This is a genomic window from Duganella sp. Dugasp56, assembly GCF_047304105.1.
GTDB classification, from domain to species: Bacteria; Pseudomonadota; Gammaproteobacteria; order Burkholderiales; family Burkholderiaceae_D; genus Rugamonas; species Rugamonas hordei.
Window position 1 is genome coordinate 1 of the sequence record NZ_JBGLYQ010000022.1, and the last position, 23,668, is coordinate 23,668.

The 23,668-nt window shown below is 66.3% G+C and carries 21 protein-coding genes; 16 read left to right on the forward strand and 5 right to left on the reverse strand.

What is annotated here, in order from left to right; all coding sequences use genetic code 11:
- Positions 1-168: 168 nt before the first annotated feature.
- Positions 169-870, reverse strand: coding sequence for a pirin family protein (locus ACCD07_RS16505; RefSeq protein WP_176651787.1), 702 nt, complete (start codon positions 868-870; stop codon positions 169-171).
- A 121-nt stretch (positions 871-991) separates the two neighbouring features.
- Here ACCD07_RS16505 and ACCD07_RS16510 point away from each other — a divergent pair, with 121 nt between their 5' ends.
- The 8 genes from ACCD07_RS16510 to ACCD07_RS16545 all read left to right on the forward strand — a co-directional run bounded on the left by ACCD07_RS16510 (position 992) and on the right by ACCD07_RS16545 (position 8,754).
- Positions 992-1,924, forward strand: a complete 933-nt coding sequence (locus ACCD07_RS16510) for a LysR family transcriptional regulator (protein WP_176651786.1) — start codon at positions 992-994, stop codon at positions 1,922-1,924.
- Between the two features lie 116 nt (positions 1,925-2,040).
- Complete coding sequence (locus tag ACCD07_RS16515) at positions 2,041-3,024, forward strand: EAL and HDOD domain-containing protein (protein ID WP_353402932.1); 984 nt, start codon at positions 2,041-2,043, stop codon at positions 3,022-3,024.
- A complete protein-coding gene (locus ACCD07_RS16520; RefSeq protein WP_176651784.1) occupies positions 3,017-5,182 on the forward strand; it encodes a putative bifunctional diguanylate cyclase/phosphodiesterase in 2,166 nt (721 codons plus the stop codon). Before ACCD07_RS16515 ends, ACCD07_RS16520 begins: the two co-directional genes overlap by 8 nt.
- A gap of 95 nt (positions 5,183-5,277) precedes the next feature.
- Complete coding sequence (locus ACCD07_RS16525) at positions 5,278-6,564, forward strand: hypothetical protein (RefSeq protein ID WP_413447967.1); 1,287 nt, start codon at positions 5,278-5,280, stop codon at positions 6,562-6,564.
- Positions 6,524-7,297, forward strand: a complete 774-nt coding sequence (locus ACCD07_RS16530; protein ID WP_413447968.1) for a hypothetical protein — start codon at positions 6,524-6,526, stop codon at positions 7,295-7,297. The genes ACCD07_RS16525 and ACCD07_RS16530 overlap by 41 nt, the downstream gene beginning before the upstream one ends.
- Before the next feature lie 42 nt (positions 7,298-7,339).
- Positions 7,340-7,918: a YSC84-related protein gene (locus tag ACCD07_RS16535; protein WP_176651782.1), complete on the forward strand. Its 579-nt coding sequence runs from the start codon at positions 7,340-7,342 to the stop codon at positions 7,916-7,918.
- Between the two features lie 81 nt (positions 7,919-7,999).
- A complete protein-coding gene (locus tag ACCD07_RS16540; protein ID WP_176651781.1) occupies positions 8,000-8,365 on the forward strand; it encodes a glutaredoxin in 366 nt (121 codons plus the stop codon).
- The gene (locus tag ACCD07_RS16545; RefSeq protein WP_176652140.1) at positions 8,365-8,754 is read left to right on the forward strand and encodes a PPC domain-containing DNA-binding protein; all 390 of its coding nucleotides are present in this window, start codon (positions 8,365-8,367) and stop codon (positions 8,752-8,754) included. The genes ACCD07_RS16540 and ACCD07_RS16545 overlap by 1 nt, the downstream gene beginning before the upstream one ends.
- Here the strand turns inward: ACCD07_RS16545 and ACCD07_RS16550 are convergent.
- From ACCD07_RS16550 to ACCD07_RS16560, 3 genes are read right to left on the reverse strand one after another with little or no spacing between them, the layout of a single operon-like run.
- Positions 8,751-9,056 carry a protealysin inhibitor emfourin gene (locus tag ACCD07_RS16550; RefSeq protein WP_176651780.1) on the reverse strand — a complete coding sequence of 102 codons (306 nt, stop codon included), beginning with the start codon at positions 9,054-9,056 and terminating at the stop codon, positions 8,751-8,753. The genes ACCD07_RS16545 and ACCD07_RS16550 overlap by 4 nt on opposite strands.
- 11 nt (positions 9,057-9,067) lie before the next feature.
- The gene (locus ACCD07_RS16555) at positions 9,068-10,093 is read right to left on the reverse strand and encodes a M4 family metallopeptidase (protein WP_176651779.1); all 1,026 of its coding nucleotides are present in this window, start codon (positions 10,091-10,093) and stop codon (positions 9,068-9,070) included.
- A gap of 59 nt (positions 10,094-10,152) precedes the next feature.
- A complete protein-coding gene (locus ACCD07_RS16560; protein ID WP_413447969.1) occupies positions 10,153-10,818 on the reverse strand; it encodes a hypothetical protein in 666 nt (221 codons plus the stop codon).
- Positions 10,819-10,994: 176 nt separating this feature from the next.
- Between ACCD07_RS16560 and ACCD07_RS16565 the strand changes: the two genes are divergently transcribed.
- The 3 genes from ACCD07_RS16565 to tal are packed head-to-tail and all read left to right on the forward strand — an operon-like array spanning position 10,995 to position 15,274.
- Entirely contained in the window at positions 10,995-13,247 is a 2,253-nt protein-coding gene (locus tag ACCD07_RS16565; RefSeq protein WP_413447970.1) for a TonB-dependent receptor, read from the forward strand.
- A 21-nt stretch (positions 13,248-13,268) separates the two neighbouring features.
- Positions 13,269-14,339, forward strand: a complete 1,071-nt coding sequence (locus ACCD07_RS16570) for an adenosine deaminase (protein ID WP_413447971.1) — start codon at positions 13,269-13,271, stop codon at positions 14,337-14,339.
- A complete protein-coding gene (tal, locus tag ACCD07_RS16575) occupies positions 14,336-15,274 on the forward strand; it encodes a transaldolase (RefSeq protein ID WP_413447972.1) in 939 nt (312 codons plus the stop codon). The genes ACCD07_RS16570 and tal overlap by 4 nt, the downstream gene beginning before the upstream one ends.
- Before the next feature lie 4 nt (positions 15,275-15,278).
- Here the strand turns inward: tal and ACCD07_RS16580 are convergent, their stop codons facing one another.
- Entirely contained in the window at positions 15,279-16,025 is a 747-nt protein-coding gene (locus ACCD07_RS16580) for a GntR family transcriptional regulator (RefSeq protein WP_413447973.1), read from the reverse strand.
- A 268-nt stretch (positions 16,026-16,293) separates the two neighbouring features.
- Between ACCD07_RS16580 and ACCD07_RS16585 the strand changes: the two genes are divergently transcribed.
- The 5 genes from ACCD07_RS16585 (at position 16,294) to ACCD07_RS16605 (ending at position 23,656) form a co-directional block, all read left to right on the forward strand.
- Complete coding sequence (locus ACCD07_RS16585; RefSeq protein WP_413447974.1) at positions 16,294-18,765, forward strand: TonB-dependent receptor; 2,472 nt, start codon at positions 16,294-16,296, stop codon at positions 18,763-18,765.
- Positions 18,766-18,829: 64 nt separating this feature from the next.
- On the forward strand, positions 18,830-19,924 hold the full coding sequence (locus ACCD07_RS16590) for a BMP family lipoprotein (protein WP_413447975.1): 1,095 nt from the start codon (positions 18,830-18,832) through the stop codon (positions 19,922-19,924).
- A 14-nt stretch (positions 19,925-19,938) separates the two neighbouring features.
- Positions 19,939-21,534 carry an ABC transporter ATP-binding protein gene (locus tag ACCD07_RS16595; RefSeq protein WP_413447976.1) on the forward strand — a complete coding sequence of 532 codons (1,596 nt, stop codon included), beginning with the start codon at positions 19,939-19,941 and terminating at the stop codon, positions 21,532-21,534.
- Positions 21,531-22,685, forward strand: coding sequence for an ABC transporter permease (locus ACCD07_RS16600; protein WP_413447977.1), 1,155 nt, complete (start codon positions 21,531-21,533; stop codon positions 22,683-22,685). The genes ACCD07_RS16595 and ACCD07_RS16600 overlap by 4 nt, the downstream gene beginning before the upstream one ends.
- Positions 22,682-23,656, forward strand: coding sequence for an ABC transporter permease (locus ACCD07_RS16605; RefSeq protein WP_176651771.1), 975 nt, complete (start codon positions 22,682-22,684; stop codon positions 23,654-23,656). Before ACCD07_RS16600 ends, ACCD07_RS16605 begins: the two co-directional genes overlap by 4 nt.
- The last annotated feature ends 12 nt before the right edge of the window (positions 23,657-23,668 follow it).

Sequence of the window (23,668 nt, forward strand, 5' to 3'; positions counted from 1 at the left end):
TTTTGGGGGGGGTTCGCGCCCCCCCCAAAATCCTTTTTCATTTTTTTTATTAAAAAAAAAACAAAAAACCCCCCCCGGGGGGGTCCCCCCCCCCCCGGCCCCCCCCCTTCATGATACCAAAACTGGCGGAAATTTATTTTAGGCCAGTCTCTAGCTTGGGACGGAACCTCAGTTTGGCAAGTCAAACACCAGCACTTCGGCCGCTTTGGCGTCCTGCAAGGTCACCAGCGTCTCCGCGGTGATCTTCAGCGCATCGCCGCCCTGCAGCGCCACGCCGTTGACGCTGACCTCGCCACGGATCACGTGGACATACGCATTGCGCCCGGCGGCCAGCTCATGCTTCAGGCTGTCGCCCGCGGTCATGATGGTGGCGTAGATCGCCGCATCCTGGTGGATCAGCACCGAGCCTTCGCGGCCGTCGCTGGAGGCGATCAGGCGCAACTGGCCCAGTTTGCTCTCAGGCGTGAAGTTCTTTTCCTCGTAGCTCGGAGGAATGCCGGTCACGTTGGGCTGGATCCAGATTTGCAGGAAATGCACTTGCTCGCTGCGCGAATGGTTAAACTCGCTGTGACGCACGCCGTTGCCGGCGCTCATGCGCTGGACGTCGCCGTAGTGCAGCACCGAGCCGGTGCCCATGCTGTCCTTGTGCTCCAGCGCGCCGCTCAGCACGTAGGAGATGATTTCCATGTCGCGGTGGCCGTGGGTGCCGAAGCCCTGGCCGGCCTGCACCTGGTCTTCGTTGATCACCAGCAGCGGACCGAAGCCGACATGTTCCGGATCGTGATAGCTGCCGAACGAGAAGGTGTGGCGCGACTGCAGCCAGCCGTGGTTGGCGACGCCGCGTGCTTCACTTTTACGAATTTGCAACATGATGGGGCTCCGTTTCTAGTTTGTTAATGTGCGATAATTTCGCATCCATGAATCACAGTGTACGCCTGTGATTCGGAATGAAAAAACGGAAAATTTACCCTTTTACTATCGAAAAAATCGAATGCTAAGACTGAGCCTGGAAGCGCTGCAGATTGTCGATGCGATCGACCGCCGCGGATCGTTCTCGGCGGCCGGCAAGGAGTTGCACCGCGTGCCGTCGACGATTTCCTACACCGTCAGCAAGCTGGAGGACGACCTCGGCGTGCAGGTGTTCGAGCGCAACGGCCCGCGCGTCGTGCTGACGCCGGCCGGCGTCGAGCTGCTGAAAGAGGGGCGCTACCTGCTGAAGGCGGCGCAGGACCTGGAACACAGGGTGCGCCGCGTGGCCTCCGGCTGGGAGACCGAGCTGGCGGTCGGCATGGATTCGATGTTCTCGGCCTGCATGTTCCACGACGATATCAAGGCCTTCTACGACGTCGCCCAGCAGACCCGGCTGCGCATCGTGCAGGAGGCGCTGTCCGGCACCTGGGAGGCGCTGCTGGACCGGCGCGCCGATCTGCTGGTCGGCGTGGCCGGCGACGGTCCGGCCGGCGGCGGCTACGTGTCCCAAGCCATCGGCAAGATCGGTTTCGTGTTCGCGGTGGCGCCCGGGCACCCGCTGGCCGCCGTCGAAGGCAGCCTCGACCGCGTCCAGCTGCAGCAATACCGCGCCGTCAGCGTGGCCGATTCGGCGCGACAGATGGCGCCACGCACCGTCGGCCTGCTGCTGGGCCAGGACACGCTGACCGTGCCCGACATGCGAACCAAGTTCCAGTACCAACTGGCCGGCATGGGCTTCGGCTTCCTGCCCGAGCCCTGCGCCCGCGCCGCCATCGCCGCCGGCTTGCTGGTGGAAAAGCAGGTGGACGAGCCGAAACCGGCGGAAACCTTCTACCTGGCGTGGCGCAGCGGCGAAAACGGCGCCGCGCTGAAGTGGTGGATAGATCGCATGGTCCGGCCCGGCCTGTTCGAGCGGCTGGTGGGGCATTTGCCCCATCACCAGCTCGCCGTTTGATACAGAACACGGATCGGGCGCGTGAATTGCGGGCTTACGCGGCATAATGTTGGCAAATGCCAATAATTTCGGAGTACCATAGCGGGATCGCAGATTGCTTTCGCTGGAACAATATCATGACCGCCTCGACCGCCATGCCACCTGTGTTCTTGCATCCCCTGGCCGACCGTCACGGTACTCCGGCGGCGCTGCTGTTCGATGTCGCAGGCCTGGAGCAGCCGGAAGCGGTGCCTTTGGCCGCCCTGCAGGAGCTGGCGGGCGGCAGCATGGGCTGCTACTACCGCGCCGGCCAGGCCGACGCCGTCCACCAGGTGCTTGACGAGGCCGGCTGGAAACCGCTGACCGCCGACAAGATCCAACGCGTCGACAGCGCTTGGAGCGCCGACCTGCCGGCGGCGGTCGCCTGGGTCGAGGGCGACTGGTTCCTGGCGCCCCCGCCCAAGCCGGTCGGCAACCAGGCCGCCTCGCGCGCGCTGGCGATGAAGCTGGTGCAACTGGTCTCGGCCGACGCCGACACCCACGAAATCGAGGCGCTGCTGCGCCAGGATCCGACGCTGTCCTACCACCTGCTGCGGCTGGTTAATTCGCTGGGCATGGGCACCGGCCGCCGCGTCACCAGTTTTTCGCAGGCCATCCTGATACTCGGGCGTTCGCAGCTGCGGCGCTGGCTCAACCTGATGCTGTTCTCGTCGCGCGAAGCGGACCAGCGCTCGGCCATGCTGCTGGCGCGGGTGTCGGTGCGGGCGCGCGCCATGGAGCTGCTGGCCAAGGCAGCCGGGCAGGACAAATCGCATCAGGAGCAGGCTTTCATGACCGGCATGTTCTCGCTGCTGGGCGTGTTGTTCGGCATCCCGCTGGCCGAGGTGCTGCAGCCGCTGACCATCAGCGAGGCGGTGCAGCAGGCGCTGCTGATGCGCGACGGCGAACTGGGCCAGCTGCTGTGCGTGGTGGAGGCTGCCGAACGCGGCGACGCCGCCTGCCTGACCGAATGCCTGCAGGCGCTGCAGATCGAGCCCGACAGCTTCAACCAGATACTTGCCGACTCCTACCTGTGGATGCAGGGCGTGGCGGCCGGCAAGACGGGATCCGCCCATGCGTGACGCGATCGAGCGTTGCCTCGCACTGAGCCAGCAAGCCCGCAGCGAATCGGGCGAGGCGCTGACACGCACGCTGGCCGCGCTGGACGCCGCGCTTGCCGAGGCGCGCGGGCTGGCCGAGCCGGATGCCGATGCAGGCGACGCCGTGCTGGAGCTGGACTTGACCGGCTACCTGACCGCATGGAGCCTTGGCGCGCAGCAGATGTTCGGCTACGCGGCCGCCGAGGCGCTGGGCCAGCACATCCTGTTCCTGTACGCCGAGGACGACGACGACGGCAATATCGCCGAACTGTTTTTCGAGGACGACGGCAAGGAAGGTGGATACGGCGGCGCCCACACCGAAGTGCGGCGCCGCAAGAAGAGCGGCGAAATCATCTGGGTCCAGCTGCACATCACGCTGCGCCACGACGAGGCCGGCGATCCGGTCGGCATGCTGGTGCGGCTGGCGCAGGTGGACGAGGCGCTGTCCGATGCGGACAAGATCCACCTGCACGCCCGCATCATCGAGGACAGCGACCAGGGCGTGCTGATCACCGACGCGCATGAACGCATCGTCTCGATCAATTCCTCGTTCACCCGCATCACCGGCTACACGCCGGAAGAATCGATAGGCAAGACGCCCGACCTGCTGCGCTCCGGCGTGCACGACGCCGAGTTCCGCGCCAAGGTGCGCTCGGCGATGCAGGGCGAGGGTCCGTGGCGCGGCGAGATCATCGGCAAGCGCAAGAACGGCGAGCTGTTTCCGCAGTCGGTGACCATCAGCGTGGTGCGCGACGAGCAGGGCAAGATCAGCCATACCTTCTCGCTGTTTTCCGACATCAGCGTGCACAAGGACGCCGAGGCGCGCATGCAGCGCATGGCCAATTACGACTCGCTGACCGGCCTGCCCAACCTGTGCCTGCTGAACCAGCTGGTCAGCCAGGCGCTGACCGAGACCAAGCGCTCGAAGGAACACGGCGCGCTGCTGGTCATCGACATCACCCGCATCGGCGCCATCAGCGACACGCTGGGCCACGACATCGGCAACGACCTGCTGTGCGAGATCGGCCGCCTGTTCCGCCTGTCGCTGCGCGAGGCCGACGTGCTGGCGCGGCTCGACGGCCACAAGTTCGCCGTGGCGCTGCTGCATATCGAGAAGCGCGAGCACGCCGCCATCGTCGCGCAAAAGCTGCTGGCCGCGCTGGCGCAGCCGATCGTGCTGGCCTCGCACAGCCTGCAGGTGGGCGCGCACATCGGCATCACCGTGTACACCGAAGACGGCACCGACGTGCCGACCCTGATACGCTACTCCGACGTGGCGATGAGCAAGGCCGCGCAGAACATCGAGTCCGGCTTCCTGTTCTACAGCGAGGAAATGAACCAGCGCGCCAAGGAGCACCTGCGCATCGAGAGCGAGCTGCGGCAGGCGTTGCTCAACAACGAGCTGATGCTGTACTACCAGCCCAAGGTCAGCCTGCGCAGCGGTCGCATCGTCGGCGCCGAGGCGCTGCTGCGCTGGCGCCATCCGGTGCGCGGGCTGGTGTCGCCGGGCGTGTTCATCCCGGTGGCGGAAGAGACCGGGCTGATACTCGACCTCGGCACCTGGGTGCTGGAGGAAGCCTGCCGCCAGGTGCGCGAGTGGAAGGACGCCAACCTGATCATGCCGCCCATCGCCGTCAACCTGTCGGCGCGGCAGTTCGACAGCCAGCTGCCCAAGCGCATCGCGGCGGTGCTGGAGCGGCACGGCGTGCAGCCGGACCAGATCAACCTGGAAATCACCGAGAGCCTGCTGGTGCGCGGCACCGACAATGTGATCGCCATCATGAACGAGCTGGTGGCGATGGGGATGGCGCTGGCGCTGGACGACTTCGGCACCGGCTATTCAAGCCTGGCTTATCTGAAGAAGTTCCCGATCAGCACGCTGAAGATCGACCGTTCCTTCGTCATCGGCTTGCCTTACGAAGAAAACGATTGCGCGATCGCGCGCGCCATCGTCACCATGGCGCAGCAGCTGCGCCAGGAAATCGTGGCCGAGGGCGTGGAGACGGCCGAGCAGATGAGCTTCCTGCGCGAGCTCGGTTGCGACCAGCTGCAAGGCTATCTGTTCAGCCAGCCGATACCGGCGGCCGACTTCGCCGGCATGCTGCGCGAAGGCAAACGGCTGGCGTTCGGCGGCCGTTGAGCGTTGTGCGGCCCTCCCTAAGGCGGATGGACGCTGAGCGCAGCGGGTGCTAGGCTGGTCAAGCTGATTTTCGGCGACCACCATCGGAGGCTCACATGCAGCAACTGGTCCGCACTCCCGTTTTTCTTTTCGTATCGCGGTTCATCCGGCGCCCGATAGCGGCCCGTGCGGCGGCCGTGCTGCTGGCGGGCTGCGTCGCGGCCTCCAGCCATGCGGCGCCTGCCGCCATGCAGTCCGCCACCAAGCTCGCCTTTGGCGGCGCCGGCACCCTGTTCGTGGCCGACTGGAAGGGTGCGCGCATCTACGCGCTGCCGGTCGCGGCGCCGGCCAGGGCGGCCGGCAAGACCTTCAACCTGATGGACGTGCAGGCGCCGATCGCCAGGGCGCTCGGCGTGGCGCCGTCGGCGCTGCGCTTCGAGGACCTGGTGGTGCAGCCCGACAGCGAGCTGGCCTTTGTCGCGCTGACGGTGCGCGGCGCCAAGGGCAAGTCGTCGCCGGCCATCGTCAGCATCGACGCTAGCGGCAAGGTGGCGCGGCTCGACCTGGCCAAGGCGGTCAGTAGCGCCAGCTCGGCCGCGATCACCGACGCGCCGTCGGCCGACCTGGCCTTCTGGCGCGACCTGCCTGCGCAAACGCTGACCGTCACCGACATGCGCTTCCACCAGAACAAGCTCTACGTGGCAGGCCTGTCCAACCGCAGCTTCGCCTCGACCCTGCGGGTGTACGACTACCCGTTCAGCGGCAAGGCCCAGGCCACCACCATCGAGATGTACCACCCGGTGCACAACGAGATCGAGACGCGGGCGCCGATCCGCAGCATGGCGGTGATGACCATCGCAGGCGAGCCGTCGCTGCTGGCCGCCTACACCTGCACGCCGCTGGTGATCATCCCGCTCAAGGACCTGAAGGACGGCGCCCACATCGTCGCCAAGACGGTGGGGGAGATGGGCTGGGGCAGCGCGCCGAACGGCCTGGTCACCTTCAGGCAGGGCGACGTCGAGTATGCGCTGCTGGCCAATTCCAGCCGCTCGGCCGACCTGATGACGGCGTCCGACCTGGGCGCCGCCGCCGGCGCGCCCGGCGTGACCACGCCGATCGACTGGCCGGCCAAGCCTTATCTCGGCGTGAAAGGGATGATGACGCCGCTGGCGCCGGTGATGCGCATCGATAACCTGAACGCCGGGTTGCTGCTGGCGCTGCGGCGCGAGGATGCGAGCGGCAATATGCAGCTGGTCTCTATCCCCAAGGGGGCCTACCTGCGCCTGAGCGATTTCGTCAACGAATACGACTTCCCCGACTACAAATATCCGGACGGCGACAAGTTCCGCGATTTCCACAAATATGCGCGCGGCCTGGAGGGCTATCCTGAACTGGCGCGCTAGCGCCGGGGTGCTGGCGCTGCTGCTGCCGGGACTGGTGATAGCCGGCGTGCTGGTCACGCCGTCGGGGCCGGAAGTGGCGGAAAACCTGCTGCGCATCGAGCTGCATCTCGACACGCCGTTGTCCGCGCCGCTGGACATGCGGCGCGTGGTCCTGCTCGACAGCGCCGGCGTCCCCATCGACGGCGCCTTCCTCGACCTGCCGCTGGCCGACCCGGACGGCAGGGCGGTGGCGCTGCTGCTGCATCCCGGACGCATCAAGACCGGCGTCGGCCCGAACCTGGCGCTGGGGACGGCGCTGCACGCCGGCCAGGCCGTGCGCCTGCGCATAGCCGACGCGCAACTGGGCCGGGTGGTGGAAAAACAGTGGCGTGTGGCGCCACCTTTGCGGCAGCTCATCGATCCCCAGCGCTGGACGGTGCATGCTGTCAAACGGGGTAGCAGGCAGCCGCTGCGGGTCGCGTTTCCCACCGCGCTCGATGGCGATGCGGCGCCGCTGATCGCGCTGCAGGGACCGGATGGCCGGCGCGTGGCCGGTGCGGCGCGGCTGCTGTCCGGCGAGCGCGAGTGGCGCTTCACGCCGGCGCCGGCCTGGCGTCCCGGTACCTATCTGTTGCGCGTGCACCCGAGGCTGGAAGATCCGCAGGGCAATCGCCTGTGCTCGGCGTTCGAACAAGCCGGGCAGAGCAGTCAGGCGTGCGCTGAGGAAGGGCGACTCGAGTTTATAATCAATTAATAGTTTGCCACGCCGCAACTGCGGCACATTTTGGAGACTGCCATGCAAAAACGTACTTTCCTGCTTCGTTCCACGATCGCCCTGGCGCTTGGCCTGGGCCTCGGCGCCTGCACTACCACCACCACGTCCGGCAAGGCCGATTCCGCGGCGGTCCGCACGGAGATCGAGCAGGGCGCCCACAGCACGCTGGAGCGGCTGTATTCGGAAGTGAAGGGTTCGCGCGAGCTGGTGCGCAAGGCCAACGGCGTGCTGGTGTTCCCGCGCGTGCTGGCGGCCGGCCTGGTGGTGGGCGGCGAGTACGGCAAGGGCGTGCTGCATAGCGGCAGCCAGACGGTGGATTACTACAGCGTGGCGTCGGTGTCGGTCGGCTTCCAGGCCGGCGCGCAGTCGAAGGCCGTGGTGCTGTTGTTCATGACCAAGGATGCGCTGGATAAATTCCGCAACAGCAAAGGCTGGACCGCCGGCGTCGACGGCTCGGTGGCGCTGCTGAAAGTGGGTGCCAACGGCGAGATCGACACCACCACCGCCAACAATCCGGTGCAGGCGCTGGTGCTGACCAACGCCGGCCTGATGGCCAACCTGAATCTCGAAGGCACCAAGATCTCCAAGCTGGAGCTGTAATCCCGGCGGCCGGCGCGGAAAAGGCTTTGCCGCCGCGCCGGTTGCGGCTAACCTATGGTTTTTGACCACAGGGATACCCCGATGAGCCGCAACATCCTCGACGAAGCGCATATCCACCCGGCCGTACGCGACTATGTCAGCGGCTACCACCGCGACCTGGTGGCGGAAGTGCAGGCGGCCGTGGCGGCCAACACCGTCGTCGTGGTCGGCATGGGACTCAATCCGTTTCCGCGCAAGGCCCGCAAAATCCTCGACGGCCTGGGCACGCCTTACGCCTACCTCGACTACGGCAACTACTTCACCGAATGGCGTCCGCGCATCGCGCTGAAAATGTGGACCGGCTGGCCGACCTTCCCGATGATCTTTGTAAAAGGCACGCTGATCGGCGGCGCCACCGACCTGCAGAAGCTGGTCGACCAGGGCGAATTCGCGCGCATGGTGGCGTGATGCAAACGCTGGCGCTGCGGCTCAATCCCGGCGACGACCTGCGCGCCTCGGTGGTGGCGGCCTTGCTGGCCAGCGGCCACGAGGCCGGCTTCGTGCTGCAGGGAATCGGCAGCCTGAACGTGGCGCAGCTGCGCTATGCGGGCCTGCCGCAGCCCGACGAACTGCGCGGCGACCTGGAAATCCTGACCGTGGCCGGATCGATCTCGGCCGACGGCGCGCATCTGCACATGTCGGTGTCGGATGCGCAGGGGCGGGTGCTGGGCGGCCACGTCTGCGCCGGCTGCCTGGTGCGCACCACGGCGGAGCTGCTGCTGGCGCTGCTGCCCGGCCAGCGCTTCACGCGCGAGCTGGACCCGCGCACCGGTTATCCGGAATTGAAGATAGCCTAGTCCGGATCGGTTTCGTTGATCTTTTCCGTCAGCTCCTTCAGCGGCGCCGGCGCTTCATCCAGGTGATAGCGCACGCAGTGCGGCTGCTTGCCGTCTTCGCAGACTTCCAGGTCGTATTGAAAATCCCAGGACTTCGGCGCCGACTTGGTCAGCGTAGGCGGCAGCGCGAAAAAATCCGTCGCATGGATCAGGCTTTGCAGCTCGGCCGCCTGGTCTTTCGGCAGCCGGGCCAGGTCCAGCGTGCGCGTCTGCGCGCCGGCGGGGCCGGTAAATCCGCCGGTACATCGTAACTTCAACAGCATCTCATTCTCCTTTAAACGACGCCCACCACTTTCCATGCGGCCTGTATCGCGTGCTGCTCGGCCGAATCGGCGCCGTACAGCAACGTGGCGGCCTGGGTGGTGGCCTTGGCCATGTCGGCAAACGTGGCGTTCGACGTCAGCAATCCCAGCGCCTTGTACCAGATCGGCGCCGCCTTGTCCCAGGAGTTGCCCTTGAGCGCGACGGCCGCCGCGTAAAACGCGTGGTTGGGTATGCCGGAGTTGGTGTGGACGTCGCCGCCTTCCACATATCCCGCCATGGTCTTGGGTTGATCGTCGCCGGACCAGGTTAGTTCCCGGTTGCCCGGATCGGCCATCGAGCGCAGCGCCTTGCCGACGCCGGGAGCCATCAGGCCGGCGCCGATCAGCCAGTCGGCCTGTTCGACGCTCTGTTTCAGCGCCCACTGCTTGACCACGCTGCCGAACACGTCGGAGATCGACTCGTTCAGCGCGCCGCTCTGGTTTTCGTAGACCAGGCCGCCCGGCACCGCGTACTGGGTGACGCCGTGCGTCAGCTCGTGGCCGATAACGTCGATGGCGCCGGTGAAGCCGAGGAACAGCTTGCCGTCGCCGTCGCCGTAGACCATCTGCTGGCCGTTCCAGAAGGCGTTGTTGAACTTGTTCTGGTAATGCACAGTGGAATCGATGCGCAAGCCCTTGTTGTCGATGGAGTTGCGCTTCAGTACTTCGCGGTAGAAGTCGTAGGTGGCGCCGGCGCCGTCATAAGCCTGGTTGACGGCGACGTCGGCCACGGCCGCCGCGCCTTCGCCGCGCACCAGCTTGCCGGGCAGCGTGGACTTGTGCCTGGCGTCGTAGACGGTGCGGCGCTTCTCGCCGGCGGAGGCGATACCCATCGCGACCGGCGTCACCGAGCGCTGGCCGCGCAGGTGGGCCGATATTTCGCACTGATCCAGCAGCAACTGACGTTCGGCAGGCGTCACGGCCGCAGATTCGGCCAGCTTGCGCAACATTTTCGACGGGATAATGAAGCAGGTGCAGTTGAGCGGCTGTGACGACATGGCGATCTCCTTCGCGAAAGCAATAGTGTCTTTATACACTTGTTTCCGCTGCTGGGATGTCACGATTCGGCAGAGCCGAAGACGATGCGGCACACCGCCTCGCATTTGGCGAGGTCGAACCGGTTTCCCGTGCGCACGCCGGACTCCATGTCTATCCAGTAGGCGGTGTCGGCGTCGAGCGGCAAGTGCGCCAGCACCGCGGCCACGTTGTCCGGATTCAATCCTCCCGAATAGCCGCAAAACGCCTGCCGCGCGCCGATGGCGGGCCATACCTCCGGCCGTTGGCCGGTGCCGAACGAGACGTCGTAAAGCCAGTCGACGCGTGCATCCACGGGAAACTCCCCCTGGCACTGCAGCGCCGCGCGCACGCCGTTGCGGGCCGCGTACAACTGGCTGTTGCGGATCTCGCTGTCGCTGCTGCCGGAGCGGCTGTGGTTGATCTGTATGCGGGCGTAGCCGCTCAGGTCGAGGCCGGGATCGCCGCCTTCCACGATGGCCCTGGCCGCCGCGCCGCACACGTGCGCCGACAGGCGCAGCGGCGCGCCTTGCAGGGCCCTGCGTACCGCCGGAAGCGGAAACAGCGGCGCTCCTTCCTGTGCCACATCCAGTAACACGCCCCATTCGACCGGATAGCGCGCCGACAGCGCCAGCATGCCCGGCAGCAGGACGCTGTCGTCGATGCCGGTGAAGGTGATAAAGGACGGTGCCGTGAAAAGTGCTGTCATGATTGTCTTTGGTTTTTTATGGTACGTACCATTGTATTTATAAAAATTCAAAAATCAAGAAATTTGCTCAAAAAATACAAGATAAAATAAATTTATTGATAATTGGTACGTACCATTATATAGTTTTGTCAGGTGGCTATTTCGATCAATCAAAGACAGCGAGGGAGGTGGTGGGCATGACGATCTTGAGGCAAGCGTGGGGTATATGCGGGGCCGTGGCGGCGTTGGCGCCGTCCGGCCTGGTCCTGGCGCAGGATGCGGTACCGGCGACTGCGCCGACGCCGGCGCAGTTGCAGACGGTGACGGTGAGCGCCGAGCGGCGTCAGGAAAATATCAAGAACGTGCCGGTGTCGGCATCCATCGTCTCGGACGAGGCGCTGGCTGCGCTGAATTCCGGCAACCTGGACATGCAGATGCTGGCGGGCCGCGTGCCCAGCCTGAACGTGGAGTCGTCGTTCGGCCGCTCCTATCCGCGCTTCTACATTCGCGGCTACGGCAACGTCGATTTCCATCAGAATGCGTCGCAGCCGGTATCGCTGGTCTACGACGACGTCGTGCTAGAAAGCCCGGTGCTGAAGGGTTTCCCGGCGTTCGACCTGGAACGCATCGAAGTGCTGCGCGGTCCGCAAGGGTCGCTGTTCGGCCGCAACACGCCGGCCGGCGTGGTCAAGTTCAATTCGGTCCAGCCCTCGTCCACGCCGGGCGGCTATGTGACGGTGTCGGATGCCACCTATAACACCGCCAATCTGGAAGCGGCGCTGAATGTGCCGATGGGGGACGGGCTGGCGGCGCGCATCTCGGTGCTGGGCGAGCACCGCGACAACTGGATCGGCAATCCCCATACCGGCGACGCCAAGGCCTACGGCGGCTACAACGACAACGCCGCGCGCTTCCAGCTGTCCTACAAGCCCGACGCCAATTTCAGCGCGTTGGCCAACCTGCACGGACGGACGCTGAACGGCAGCGCCTCGGTATTCCGCGCCAATATCATCCAGAAGGGCAGCGACGCGCTGGTGCCCGGCTTCGACGTGGCCAGCGCCGCCACCGACGGCGACAATGGGCAGCACCTGGAAAACTACGGCGGCAACCTGCGCCTGCAATGGCGCCTGGGCGGTGTGACGCTGCATTCGATCACCGGTTATGAAACCGTGCGGGTGTTCAGCCGCGGCGACATCGACGGCGGCGTGGGCGCCGCGTTCGCGCCGCCGTCCGGACCGGGCTTGATCCCCTTTCCGGTCGAATCGGCCGACGGCACCTCGGGTCATCATCAGCTGACGCAGGAGCTGCGGCTGGAATCGAACCTGAAGGATGGACTGCGGTGGCAGGCCGGCCTGTTTTATTTCGATGAGCGCTACCGGATCGACAGCTACAGCTACGACTCGCTGAACCACGGGGTACTGACCGCCGATGTCCGCTCGCACCAAAAGAACGACGCCTATGCCGCATTCGGCTCGCTGAACTACGATGTCAACGAGCGCGTCAACCTGCGCGCGGGCCTGCGCTACACGCACGACAAGAAAGAGCTCTACACCGAGCGCGCGGACAAGCCTGACGGAGGCAGCGACGTCGACGCATCCGCCGGCCTGGCCACCGGCACCAGCGTCTCCAAGGTCAACTGGGATGCCAGCGGCGTCTACAAGCTCAATGAGGACGCCAACCTGTATGCGCGCGTCGCCACCGGCTTCCGCGGCGCCACCATCCAGCCGGCGGCGACGTTCAATCCGATGTCGGTGGCGCAGCCGGAAACCATCACCTCGTATGAAGTCGGCTTCAAGTCGGACCTGCTGCAACGCCGGGCGAGGGTGGCGGTCGACCTCTACGACTACACGGTCAAGGGCCTGCAGCTGACGGCGGTCGGCGGCTCGTCGAATTCGGCGATCCTGCTGAACGCTCAGAAAAGCAAGGGGCGCGGCGTCGAACTGGATCTGGAAGCCTATCTCGCCGACGACCTGCTGCTGACGTTCGGCGGCAGCTATAACTTTACCCGCATCGACGACCCCAATCTGACCGTCGGCGCCTGCGCCGCCTGCACCATACTCAATCCGACGGTGGTCGTGGGCGGTTCGAGGCTGGTGCGCATAGACGGCAATCCGCTGCCGCAGGCGCCACGCTGGACCGGCAATGTCACGCTGCGCTACAGCCGCCCGTACCGCAACGGCGAGCTGTTTGCCTATACCGATTGGGTGTACCGCAGCGACGTCAATTTCACGTTGTACCGCTCGAAGGAGTTCGTCGGCAAGCCCTTGCTGACCGGCGGCCTGCGCGTCGGCTACAAGTGGGACAACGACCGCTACGAGGTGGCGCTGTTCGGCCGCAACATCACCAACCGCGTCCAGCTGATCGGCGGCATCGACTTCAACAACCTGACCGGCTTCGTCAACGACAGCAATCCGCGCATCGTCGGCCTGCAGCTGAGCCGGCGCTTCTGAGCCCGACGAAAGGACATAGCGATGATGACCACATTGCCCGAACTGGCCAGGCGCATGCCCAAGGCCGAACTGCATCTCCACCTGGAGGGGACGCTGGAGCCTGAATTGATGTTTGCGCTGGCTGCGCGCAATGGCATCGCTTTGGCCTGGGACTCGGTCGAGGCGGTACGCCAGGCTTATGCCTTCGACGACCTGCAATCCTTCCTCGACATTTACTATGCGGGTGCCAGCGTGCTGCTGACGGAGCAGGATTTTTACGACATGACCTGGGCCTATCTGCTGCGCGCGCGGGCCGGCAACGTGCTGCATGCAGAGATGTTTTTCGATCCGCAGACGCACACCGCGCGCGGCGTGGCTTTCGCTACCGTGGTGGAAGGCATCGGCCGCGCGCAGGACGACGCGGAAGCGGCATGGGGCATGAGCAGTGCGCTGATCATGTGCTTCCTGCGGCACCTGAGCGAGGATGATGCGTTTGCCACGCTGGAGCTGGCCATGCCGCACCGGCGGCGCATCATCGGTGTCGGCCTGGATTCCTCGGAGCGCGGCCATCCACCGGAAAAATTCGCGCGGGTCTTTGCGCGCTGCCGGGAACTGGGACTGAGGCTGGTCGCGCATGCGGGCGAGGAGGGGCCTCCGGCCTATATCTGGAGCGCGCTCGACGTACTGAGGGTCGAGCGCATCGACCACGGTGTGCGCTGCCTGGAAGACGCGGCGCTGGTGCGACATCTGGCGGAGCAGCGCATACCGCTGACGGTTTGTCCGCTGTCGAACATCAAGTTGCGCGTATTTCCCGGCATGGCCTCGCATAACCTGCGCCGGATGCTGGACGCCGACCTGGCCGTGACGCTGAACTCGGATGATCCGGCATATTTCGGCGGCTATATCGAGGACAACTTCGCTGCCGCCTTCGAGGAACTGCCGCTTGATGCCAGTCACGCCTATCAGCTGGCCTGCAACAGCTTCGACGCCGCCTTCCTGCCTGCCGAGGTCAAGGCGCGCTTCCGCGCCGAAGTGGCGGTGTTCTTCGCCGGCCATATGTGGCCCGATCGCGACCACCTCATTTGTCGAACACCGGAAGGAATAGCTTCATGAACCAGTTGGACCAGCTCAAACAATACAGCGTCGTTGTCGCCGATACCGGCGACTTCCTGGCGATGCGGACCTACGCGCCGCGCGATGCGACCACCAATCCATCGCTGATACTGAAGGCCGCGCAGGCGCCGGCCTACCGCCCCCTGCTCGAGCGGGTTGTGGAAGCCAACCAGGGCCTGGCCTGCTCGGATCTGGCCGATCATCTGCTGGTGGCGTTCGGGGTGGAGATCCTGCGCATCGTCCCGGGGCGGGTATCGACCGAAGTCGACGCGCGCATGGCGTTCGACAGCGCCGGCACCGTGGAAAAGGGCAGGGCCTTGATTGCCCGCTATGAGGCGGCGGGCATCGCGCGTGACCGGGTGCTGATAAAAATCGCCGCCACCTGGGAGGGCATACGCGCCGCCGAGGTGCTCGAACGCGACGGCATACACTGCAATATGACGCTGGTGTTCGGGCTGGCGCAGGCGGCCGCCTGCGCCGAGGCCGGCGTCCGGCTGATATCTCCGTTTGTCGGCCGCATCAGCGATTGGTATCGGCAGCATACCGGCTTGACCTATGCCGCCGACGACGACCCGGGCGTGCTGTCGGTAAGGCGCATCTTCGATTACTACGCCAGGCATGGCCACCGCACCGAAGTGATGGCGGCGAGCTTTCGCAGCACGGCGCAGATTGCCGCGCTGGCCGGCTGCGACCTGCTGACCGTCAGTCCCGAGTTGCTGGGGCAGTTGGGGGAGTCGGAGGCGCCGCTGGCGCGCAGGCTCGATCGCGCTGCTTTGGACGCGGAAGCGATCGAGCGTGTGCCGGTGGACGAGGAGTCGTTCCGCCGCATGCTCGACGGCGACGCCATGGCCAGCGCCAAACTGGCCGAAGGCATACGCCAGTTTTGCGACGATACCGACCGGCTGGAGCGCCTGATCGGCGCCGTAGCCGGTTGAGTGGTCATGCCGGCTGGCCGATGCTCCACTTGCTGATGCGGGTCTTGTAGCGGTAGGACGGAAGATATTTCATCTCGCAGTATTCGACCGGCTCGCGCCGGCTCGACAGCATGATGCGTTCGCATACCAGAATGGGCGTGCCGGCCGTGATGCCCAGCAGCTGGACCTCTTCGGCGCCGGCGGGAATGGCGCCTATGCTTTCAAGGCTCTCCGACGGCTCGATGCCGAACTTGTCCACCAGCAGGCGATACAGCGAACCGGCCCGCTCCAGGTCTTTGCGCGCCAGCTGTTCCCCAGGCGGCAGACGGACGTAGGAATCCTGGATGCCGATAGGCGCGCCATCCATCAGCCGCAGCCGCTTCAGGTGCAGGATGGGCGTCTCGCTGTCGATGTTGAGCAGGCTGGCGATGGCCATGCTGGCGATGATCTCCTCCATCACCAGGATCTTTTGTCCAGGTACGCCGCCGCGTTTGATGGTGTCCTCGGTAAAGCTGTCCAGGAAGCGTGACATCTTGCGCACCGCAGCGGGTGCGGCAAACGTGCCACGACCGTGGTCGCTGTACAGCACTCCCTGTTCTTCCAGTAGTTTGATGGCCTTGCGGACAGTGTCGCGGCTCACCTCGTGCGTGGCGGCCAGATCGCGTTCGGCCGGAATGGCGTCGTTGGGGGCGATATGGCCGGATTCAATTTGCATCCGCAGCATGTCGGCCAGCTGGCGGTAGATCGGTGTGGAATTTGAAAAGGCGGTCACGCTGTTCACCTTCATGTATGAGGGACGGTAGTTATTTTGCTCGGCATGTTAACACGAGACGCCGACATGTCACGCGGCGGTCATGATGGAATTATATCTTGGTTCGTACCATTTTTTTGATCGCTGTGTTGTTTGTGTATGTTACGCAGAGATTTTATGAAACGTGTTGCATTTTTTTATTGAAGAATGGTACGTACCACTATACAATTCAATGCATGGGGAAGCATTAGTTCAAAAACAGGTATTTGTCCATTACTCAGGGGGTATCGTGTATAGAAGAATCGGATTGCTGGCAGCCGGATCGGCCGCCATGCTGCAGTGGGGCGCTCCGGCGGCGGCACAGGAAGCCGCGGTCAGCACGGACGACAAGGCGCCGACCGTGATTGAAGTCACCGGCCATGTGATGGGCAAGGGCGAGGCGCGGGCCAATAGCGTCATCGACAAGGAAACCATACAGCAGCAGCCTGCGGGCCTCGATCCGCTCAAGCTGCTGGCACGGGTTCCGGGCCTGCAGGTCAGCTCCAGCGACGCCTTGACGGGCAGCTTCTCGATGCGCTTGACCATGCGCGGCTTGAACAAGGAGCAGATCGGCATCTCCGTCGACGGCATCCCGAACGGATCGACGCTGTCCAACGGCGGCACCATGCCGAACCGCCTGCTCGAACCGGCCAACCTGGTGCGGGTCGACGCTTCGCAAACCGCCGGCGACCTGGGCACGCCGTCGAACCAGGCGCTGGGCGGCTATATCGACTACAAGACGCGCGATCCGGCCAAGGAGCGCGGTGGCGACGTGGAACTGTCGGCCGGCAGCTTCGGCTACCAGCGCGAATTCCTGCGCGTCGACAGCGGCAAGTCGGCGCTGGGGACCAGCGCCTACCTGGATTACTCTCACGAATACGTGCGCACCTGGCCCGGAGAGCAGGCCGGCCGCAACCGCCGCCAGCACGCCGACCTGCGTGTGCTGCAGGATCTGGGCGGCGGCTCCAGCCTGCGCGCCACCGTCAGCTACAACTCTTTTTCCGATAATGACTACGACGCGGTCGCGTTGCGCGCCGTCGCGGCGCCGTTCTACAAGGCCACGTTCGAAGGCAATCCGAACACCGACGCGCTGACCGACCGCTGGACCGGCGACCCGGCCATCGACCAGAACTACCGGGGCACGCGCGGCATCAACAGCGAGGATACGCTGGCTCACGTCGACTGGACCCAGCGCTTCGGCGAAACCGGCAAGTTCACGCTCAAGCCTTATCTGCACAAGCAGAACGGCAATGGCTGGTTCTACGTCCCGTATGAGCAGCTGCCCAGCAATGGCCAGCAGTACAGCGTGGTCGCGGCGGGCGCCTCGCCGACGGCGGTGGTGCAGGAGTGCTACAAGAATCAATATCAGCGCACGGCCAGCGGCGCCCTGGTGCCGGTGGCGGCGGTGTCCATCCCGGCCGGGTCCAGCGCCGCGGCGCTGAAGACGGCGGGCTGCCCGGCGGCGGCCAAGTATGCGATGAATCCGGTCGGCACGTGGGGCGCGCGCGAGGCGACCACCCGCCGCAGCGACAATGCGATCGACCGCAAAGGCACGCTGGCCGAAGTGGCGATGACCTTCGACGAGGTGCATCGCGTGCGCCTTGGCGGATGGTACGAGCACATCACGCGCGCGAAGGTGCGCAACTGGTTCGACGTCACCGATCCCAAGGTGAGCGGAGCCTATGCCGACAGCGCGCTGTATTCCGTCACACAGGACCGCCACTACACGTCCAACACCGCAATGGCCTATGCGCAGGACAAAATGAGCCTGATGGGCGACCGCGTCGAACTGGATGTCGGTGCGACCTTCCAGCGCTTCAGCGAGTCCTATATGTCGCCGGTGGAGTTCGCGGGTTCGCGTTCGCTGCGGGTATCGTCCAAGCTGCTGCCCAAGCTCGCCGCGCTGTACCGCATCACCGACGAGTGGGAAGTCTTCGCCAGCGGTTCGAAAAACTTCAGCGCCATTCCCGACAGCGTTTTCGAAGGCACGGCGGCGGTCGATTCCAAGAACGGCATCAAGCCGGAAACCTCGATCAACAAGGACCTGGGTTTGCGCTGGGTGCGTGACCGCTACGGCCTGGCGCTGACGGCGTATTCGATCGACTATCGCGACCGCATCTCCATCCAGAACGGCAATCCGAACGGCGACATCTTCTCGCGCGACGCCAAGACCACCTTCCAGAACCAGGGCGGCATCAGCTCGCGCGGGCTGGAACTGACCGCGCGCGCCACCGGCGACACCTATGAGCTGTATGCGAACGCCGCCTACAACGATGCGCACTACGTCGCCGATACTGTGGCCGAAGGCATCAAGTCCGGCGATCCGGTGCTCGGCGCACCGCGCCACTCGGCCTTTGCGGAAGCGGTATGGAAACCGATGGCCGCGTGGCGCGCCGCCGTCAACGCCAAATATGTGGGCGAGGCCGCCGGCACCTACGGCGTCGTGCCGAATACCGTGGTCACCGGCGGACCTGCCACCTATCCGCGCGAGTACATGCCGGCCTACACGCTGGTGGGGCTGTCCCTCAGCTACCGTCCGCAGGGGCAGTTCCTGGGCTACTTCCGCAACGCCGAGCTGTCCTTCAACGTCGACAACCTGTTCGACAAGCGTTATCTGGGCGGCGTGGGGGCGGAGCTGACCACCTCCAATCCACTGACCTCCGGCCGTTATTTCCTCGGCAGTCCGCGCACGCTTTTCTTCACGCTGCGCAGCCACTTCTGAGCTATCCCGGCTGGCGCCGCAGGAAGTCGCATAATATAGACAGGGACCACCTTTGGGAGGGGTTGTGAAGCAAGCCGGTTTTCTTTTGCTGCGGCAGTTGTGCTGGTTGGGCCTCCTGGTGCTGGCGCTGTATGCGCTGGCCTGGGCAGGGCGGCGCGCCTATGCGCCGGAGGCGGCCGGCGCGCGGTTGCGGGTGGCGTTGTTCATCAACGGCACCCGTGGCGACAAGTCGATGTTCGACTCGGCCGCGCACGGCATGGCGCAGGTGGCGGCGGCGCTGCCGGTGCGGACCCGGGTGATCGAGGGCGGCACCGATCCCACGCGCTGGGAGGCGGCGCTCAGCGACCTGGCCGACAGCGGCGACTATGACGTGGTGGTGGCCGGCACCTTCACCATGGTTCCCTATGTGCAGAAGCTGGCCGCGCAATTCCCGGCGACCCGTTTCATCGTCTTCGACGCGGCGGTCGACTATGCGGCCTGCCAATGCGGCAATGTGTATTCAATGCTGTTCCGCCAGAACGAAGGCGCCTACCTGGCCGGCTACCTGGCGGCGCGCCTGATGCAGCAAGGCCTGCCCGGCGCTCCGGCGGGCAGCGCGCTGGGCGTGGTGGGCGGCATGCAATTCCCCGTGATCGAGGATTTCATCATCGGCTTTGGCGCCGGCGCCAGGGCCGCCGTGCCGGGCATCGCGATACTGAGCCAGTACGCCAACGCCTTCTCCGATCCGGCCGCGGGCAAGGAGATCGCCAAAGCCCAGTTCGGACAGGGCGCGGGCCTGATCTTCCACGCCGCCGGCGCGACCGGCCAGGGCGTGACCGAGGCGGCGGCGGAGGCCAGGCGCTACGTGATCGGCGTCGACATGGACCAATACCAGCTTTACCGCACCAGCAATCCCCAGCGGGCCGCGGGCATCGTCACTTCGGTGCTCAAGGAGGTCGACGCCGGACTGCTGCGCGCGGTCGGTTTGCAGCTGGAGGGCCGGCTGCCGTACGGCCGCGCGGAATCGCTCGGCCTGGCCGAGGGCGGCATCCGGCTGGCGCGACATTCGCAGGTGATGGATGCGGCGGCGCCTGCGCTGTTGCGCGAAGTCGATGCGCTGCAGGACGCCATTGTGCAGGGCCGCGTGCGCGTGCCCGGCGCTTTCGCCAAGACGATGTGAGGACCGCAAAGAACATGAAGCACACGATGCACGACATTCAGCCGCCGCGCCTGGAATTGCGCGCGGTCTCGAAGCGCTACCCGAACGGCACGCTGGCCAGCGATGGCGTCAGCCTGCAGGTGCGGCGCGGCGAGATCCATGCGCTGGTGGGCGAGAACGGCGCCGGCAAGTCGACGGTGATGAAGATGCTCTACGGGCTGGAACAGCCGAGCGCCGGCAGCATCCTGCTGGACGGCCAGCTGCGGCAGCTGCGCGATCCCGGCGAGGCGATCGAGGCCGGCATCGGTCTGGTGCCGCAGCACCTGCAACTGCTGCCGTCGTTTACCGTGGCACAGAACGTGGTGCTGGGCAGCGAGCCGTCGCGCTTCGGCCTGCTCGACCGCCAGGCCGCCATCGACCAGGTGCGCGCCGTGTCGCGGCGTTTTGGCCTGGAAGTCGATCCGCAGGCGCTGGTGTCCGGCCTGTCGCTGGGAGAGCAGCAGCGGGTCGAGATACTCAAGACGCTGTACCGGGGCGCCAGCCTGATCCTGCTCGACGAACCGACCGCCGTGCTGACGCCGGGCGAAGCCGAGGCGCTGTTCGCCGCCTTGCGCGCGTTGACGGCCCAGGGCCTGACCGTGCTGCTGATCACCCACAAGCTGACCGAGGTGCTGGACGTGTCGGACCGCTTCACCGTGCTGCGCGGCGGCCGCGTGACGGGCCAGGACGACGCCGGCGCCGTCGATGCGGCGCGCCTGACCGAGATGATCGTCGGCCGTCCGCTGGCGCCGTTGACGGTGGAGCGAACCGGCAAGCGCGGCCCCGGCACGCCAGCGCTGTTCAGCGCGCGCGGCGTCGGCCTGCGCCGGCCCGACGGCAGGGCGCAATTGAACGGCATCAGCTTCGAGATCGCGGCCGGAGAGATACTCGGCATCGCCGGGGTCGAGGGCAACGGACAAGGCGCGCTGGCCGATGTGCTGAGCGGCCTGCGCTCGCCCGATCATGGCCAGGCGCTGCTCGACGGCCGCGTCGTCACCGGCGCCGGCGTGCGCGCGGCGCGTGCCGCCGGCGTGGCGGCCATCCCCGAGGACCGGCTGCACAACGGCGTCGCCGCGGACATGAGCATCGCCGACAACGCGATCGCCGGCGCCTACCACAGACAGCCCCTGTCGCGCATGGGCTGGTTGAGCGCCGCAGCCATCCAGGCCATGGCACAGCGCCTGATGGCGCGCTATGGCGTGGCCGCGCGCGGACCCGGCCAGGCGATCGGCGCTCTCTCCGGCGGCAATATGCAGAAGATCGTACTGGGGCGGGAGCTGGACGCCGCGCCGCGCTTCCTGATCGCCAGCCAGCCGACGCGCGGCGTCGACCTCGGCGCGGCGCAGGCGCTGCGCCGCTGCCTGGTCGAATTGCGCGACAGCGGCGCCGCCGTGCTGCTGATTTCGTCCGATCTCGATGAAGTGCTGGAGCTGTCGGACCGGATCGCCGTGCTGTCGCAGGGCGAGATCGTCGGCCACTTCAACGGCGGCGCCACCGCCGCGCAACTGGGCGCCTACATGACCGGCGCGCGGCGCCAGTCCGGCGCCGCCGCGCTGCTCGAATCCCCGTTCAGCGGCGAGGTGGCGGCATGACGGCCGAAACCCTGAGCCAGGCCTCGACGGCGCTGCCACCGGCCGCGCTGCCGCTGCCGCCACCCGAGTTGTCGCGCGGCTGGCGCCTGGCGCTGGCCGTGGTCGCCGCGCTGCTGGCCGGCCTGGCCATGACGGCGCTGGTCAGCCGCGAGCCGCTGCGCGCCTACCTGGTGCTGTTGACCGGCGCCTTGCCCGATGTCGACTGGAGCCGCGCGCACGGCTGGCAGCTGCACCGCATGGTGCGTTTCGGTACGGTCATCGAGGATGCCGTCACGCTGACCTTCCTCGGCCTGGCGGTGGCGCTGCCGTTCCGCGCGCGCCAGTTTTCGCTGGGTGCCGACGGCCAGATGTTCCTGGCCGCGCTGGCCGCCACCGCCACCAGCCTGTATTGGCTGCAACTGGGCGGTCCGGCGTGGCTGCTGCTGCCGGCCGCCGCCTGCGCCGCCGTGCTGACCGGCTTTGCCTGGGGCCTGCTGCCAGGGCTGCTGAAGGTCCGCTGCGGCGCCAACGAAATGGTCACCAGCCTGATGCTCAACCTGATCGCGCTGCAGTTCTACCGGCTGGCCGTCGCCGACTGGCTGCGCGATCCGCATGCCGGCTATCAGGTGACGCCGCTGTTGCCGGCGGCGGCCGTGTTCTCGCCGCTGCTGGAGCACACCAACGTGACGACGCTGCTGTTCGCCGTGCCGCTGGCGGTGGCGGCGGCCGCGCTGCTGCTGACACGCACCACGCTGGGCTACGAGATCCGCGTCACCGGTTCGGCGCCGGCGTTTGCGCTGCAGGCCGGCCTGCCGGTCGGCCGCGCGGTGGTGCTGTCGATGGCTGCTGGCGGCGCCTTCGCGGCGCTGGCCGGCCTGCACATCAGCAACGGCCTGCTCAAGCGGCTGCCGGTCGACCTGTCGCCGGGCCTGGGCTACGACGGCCTGCTGGTGGCGCTGTTGGCGCGTAACGATCCGCGCGCGGTGCCGTGGGCGGCGCTGTTCTACGCCTGGCTGCGCACCGGCGCGCAGACCATGGAACGCAGCACCGACGTCTCGCGCGAGACGGTGCTGGTGATCCAGGCGCTGATCATCCTGTTCGTGGTGGCCGAGCGCCTGCTGCCGAAGCGCGTCAGCGATGTGCTGGCGCGCTGGACCGGAGGTGCGCGATGAGCGCCGACATCACCGCCGCCGGCGGCGTGGCCGGCATGGGCGCGGTCCTTCTGCTGATCGCGCTGCTGCGCGCGGCCACTCCCATCCTGCTGGCGGCGCTGGGCGGCCTGGTATCCGAACTGGCCGGGTGCGTCAACGTGGCGCTTGAAGGCATCATGCTGATCGCCGCCTTCTTCGGCGTGATCGGCGCCTTGTATGCCGGGCGCTGGTTCCCGGGACTGGCGCCGTGGCTCTATCCCTGGCTGGGCTGTGCCGCCGGCCTGCTGGCGGCGCTGCTGCTGACGGCGTTGCTGGCGGTGTTCCATCTGGAGCTGGGTGCGGACCTGATCGTCGGCGGCATTGCGATCAACCTGCTGGCGGCCGGCCTGACGGTGTTCCTGCTGGTCTCCCTGATCGGCGACAAGGGTTCGACGGCCGGCATCAACACGCCGTTGCTGCCGTCGGTCCACGTGCCCGGCCTGGCCGGCTGGCCCCTGGCCGAGTTGCTCGTCAACGGCGAGGCGGGACACGGCCAGCATGTGCTGCTGATCGCCGCCTTCGCGCTGGTGCCATTGCTGTCGCTGTTCCTGTCGCGTACCCGCTACGGCGCCTGGCTGCGCGCCGTCGGCGAAAACCGCGCCGCTGCGCTGGGGGCCGGCATCCCGGTGCGCCGCATGCAGTATGCGGCGTTGCTGCTCAGCGGAGCGCTGGCCGGCATGGGCGGCATTTATCTGAGCATGGGCTATCTGTCGCTGTTCCAGGCCGACATGACAGCCGGCCGCGGCTTCCTGGCGCTGGCCGCGGTGTTCCTCGGCGCCCGCAAGCCGCGCGGCGTGCTGGCGGCCGCGCTGCTGTTCGGCGCCGCCAGCGTGCTGGCCACGCGGCTTGGCGCGCTGAACTGGCCGACCCAGGTCATCTACATGCTGCCGCCGCTGGTCACCATCCTGGCACTGATGCTGGCCGGCCGGCGGCGCACGCAAACCTCATTATGAAAGAAGGATACA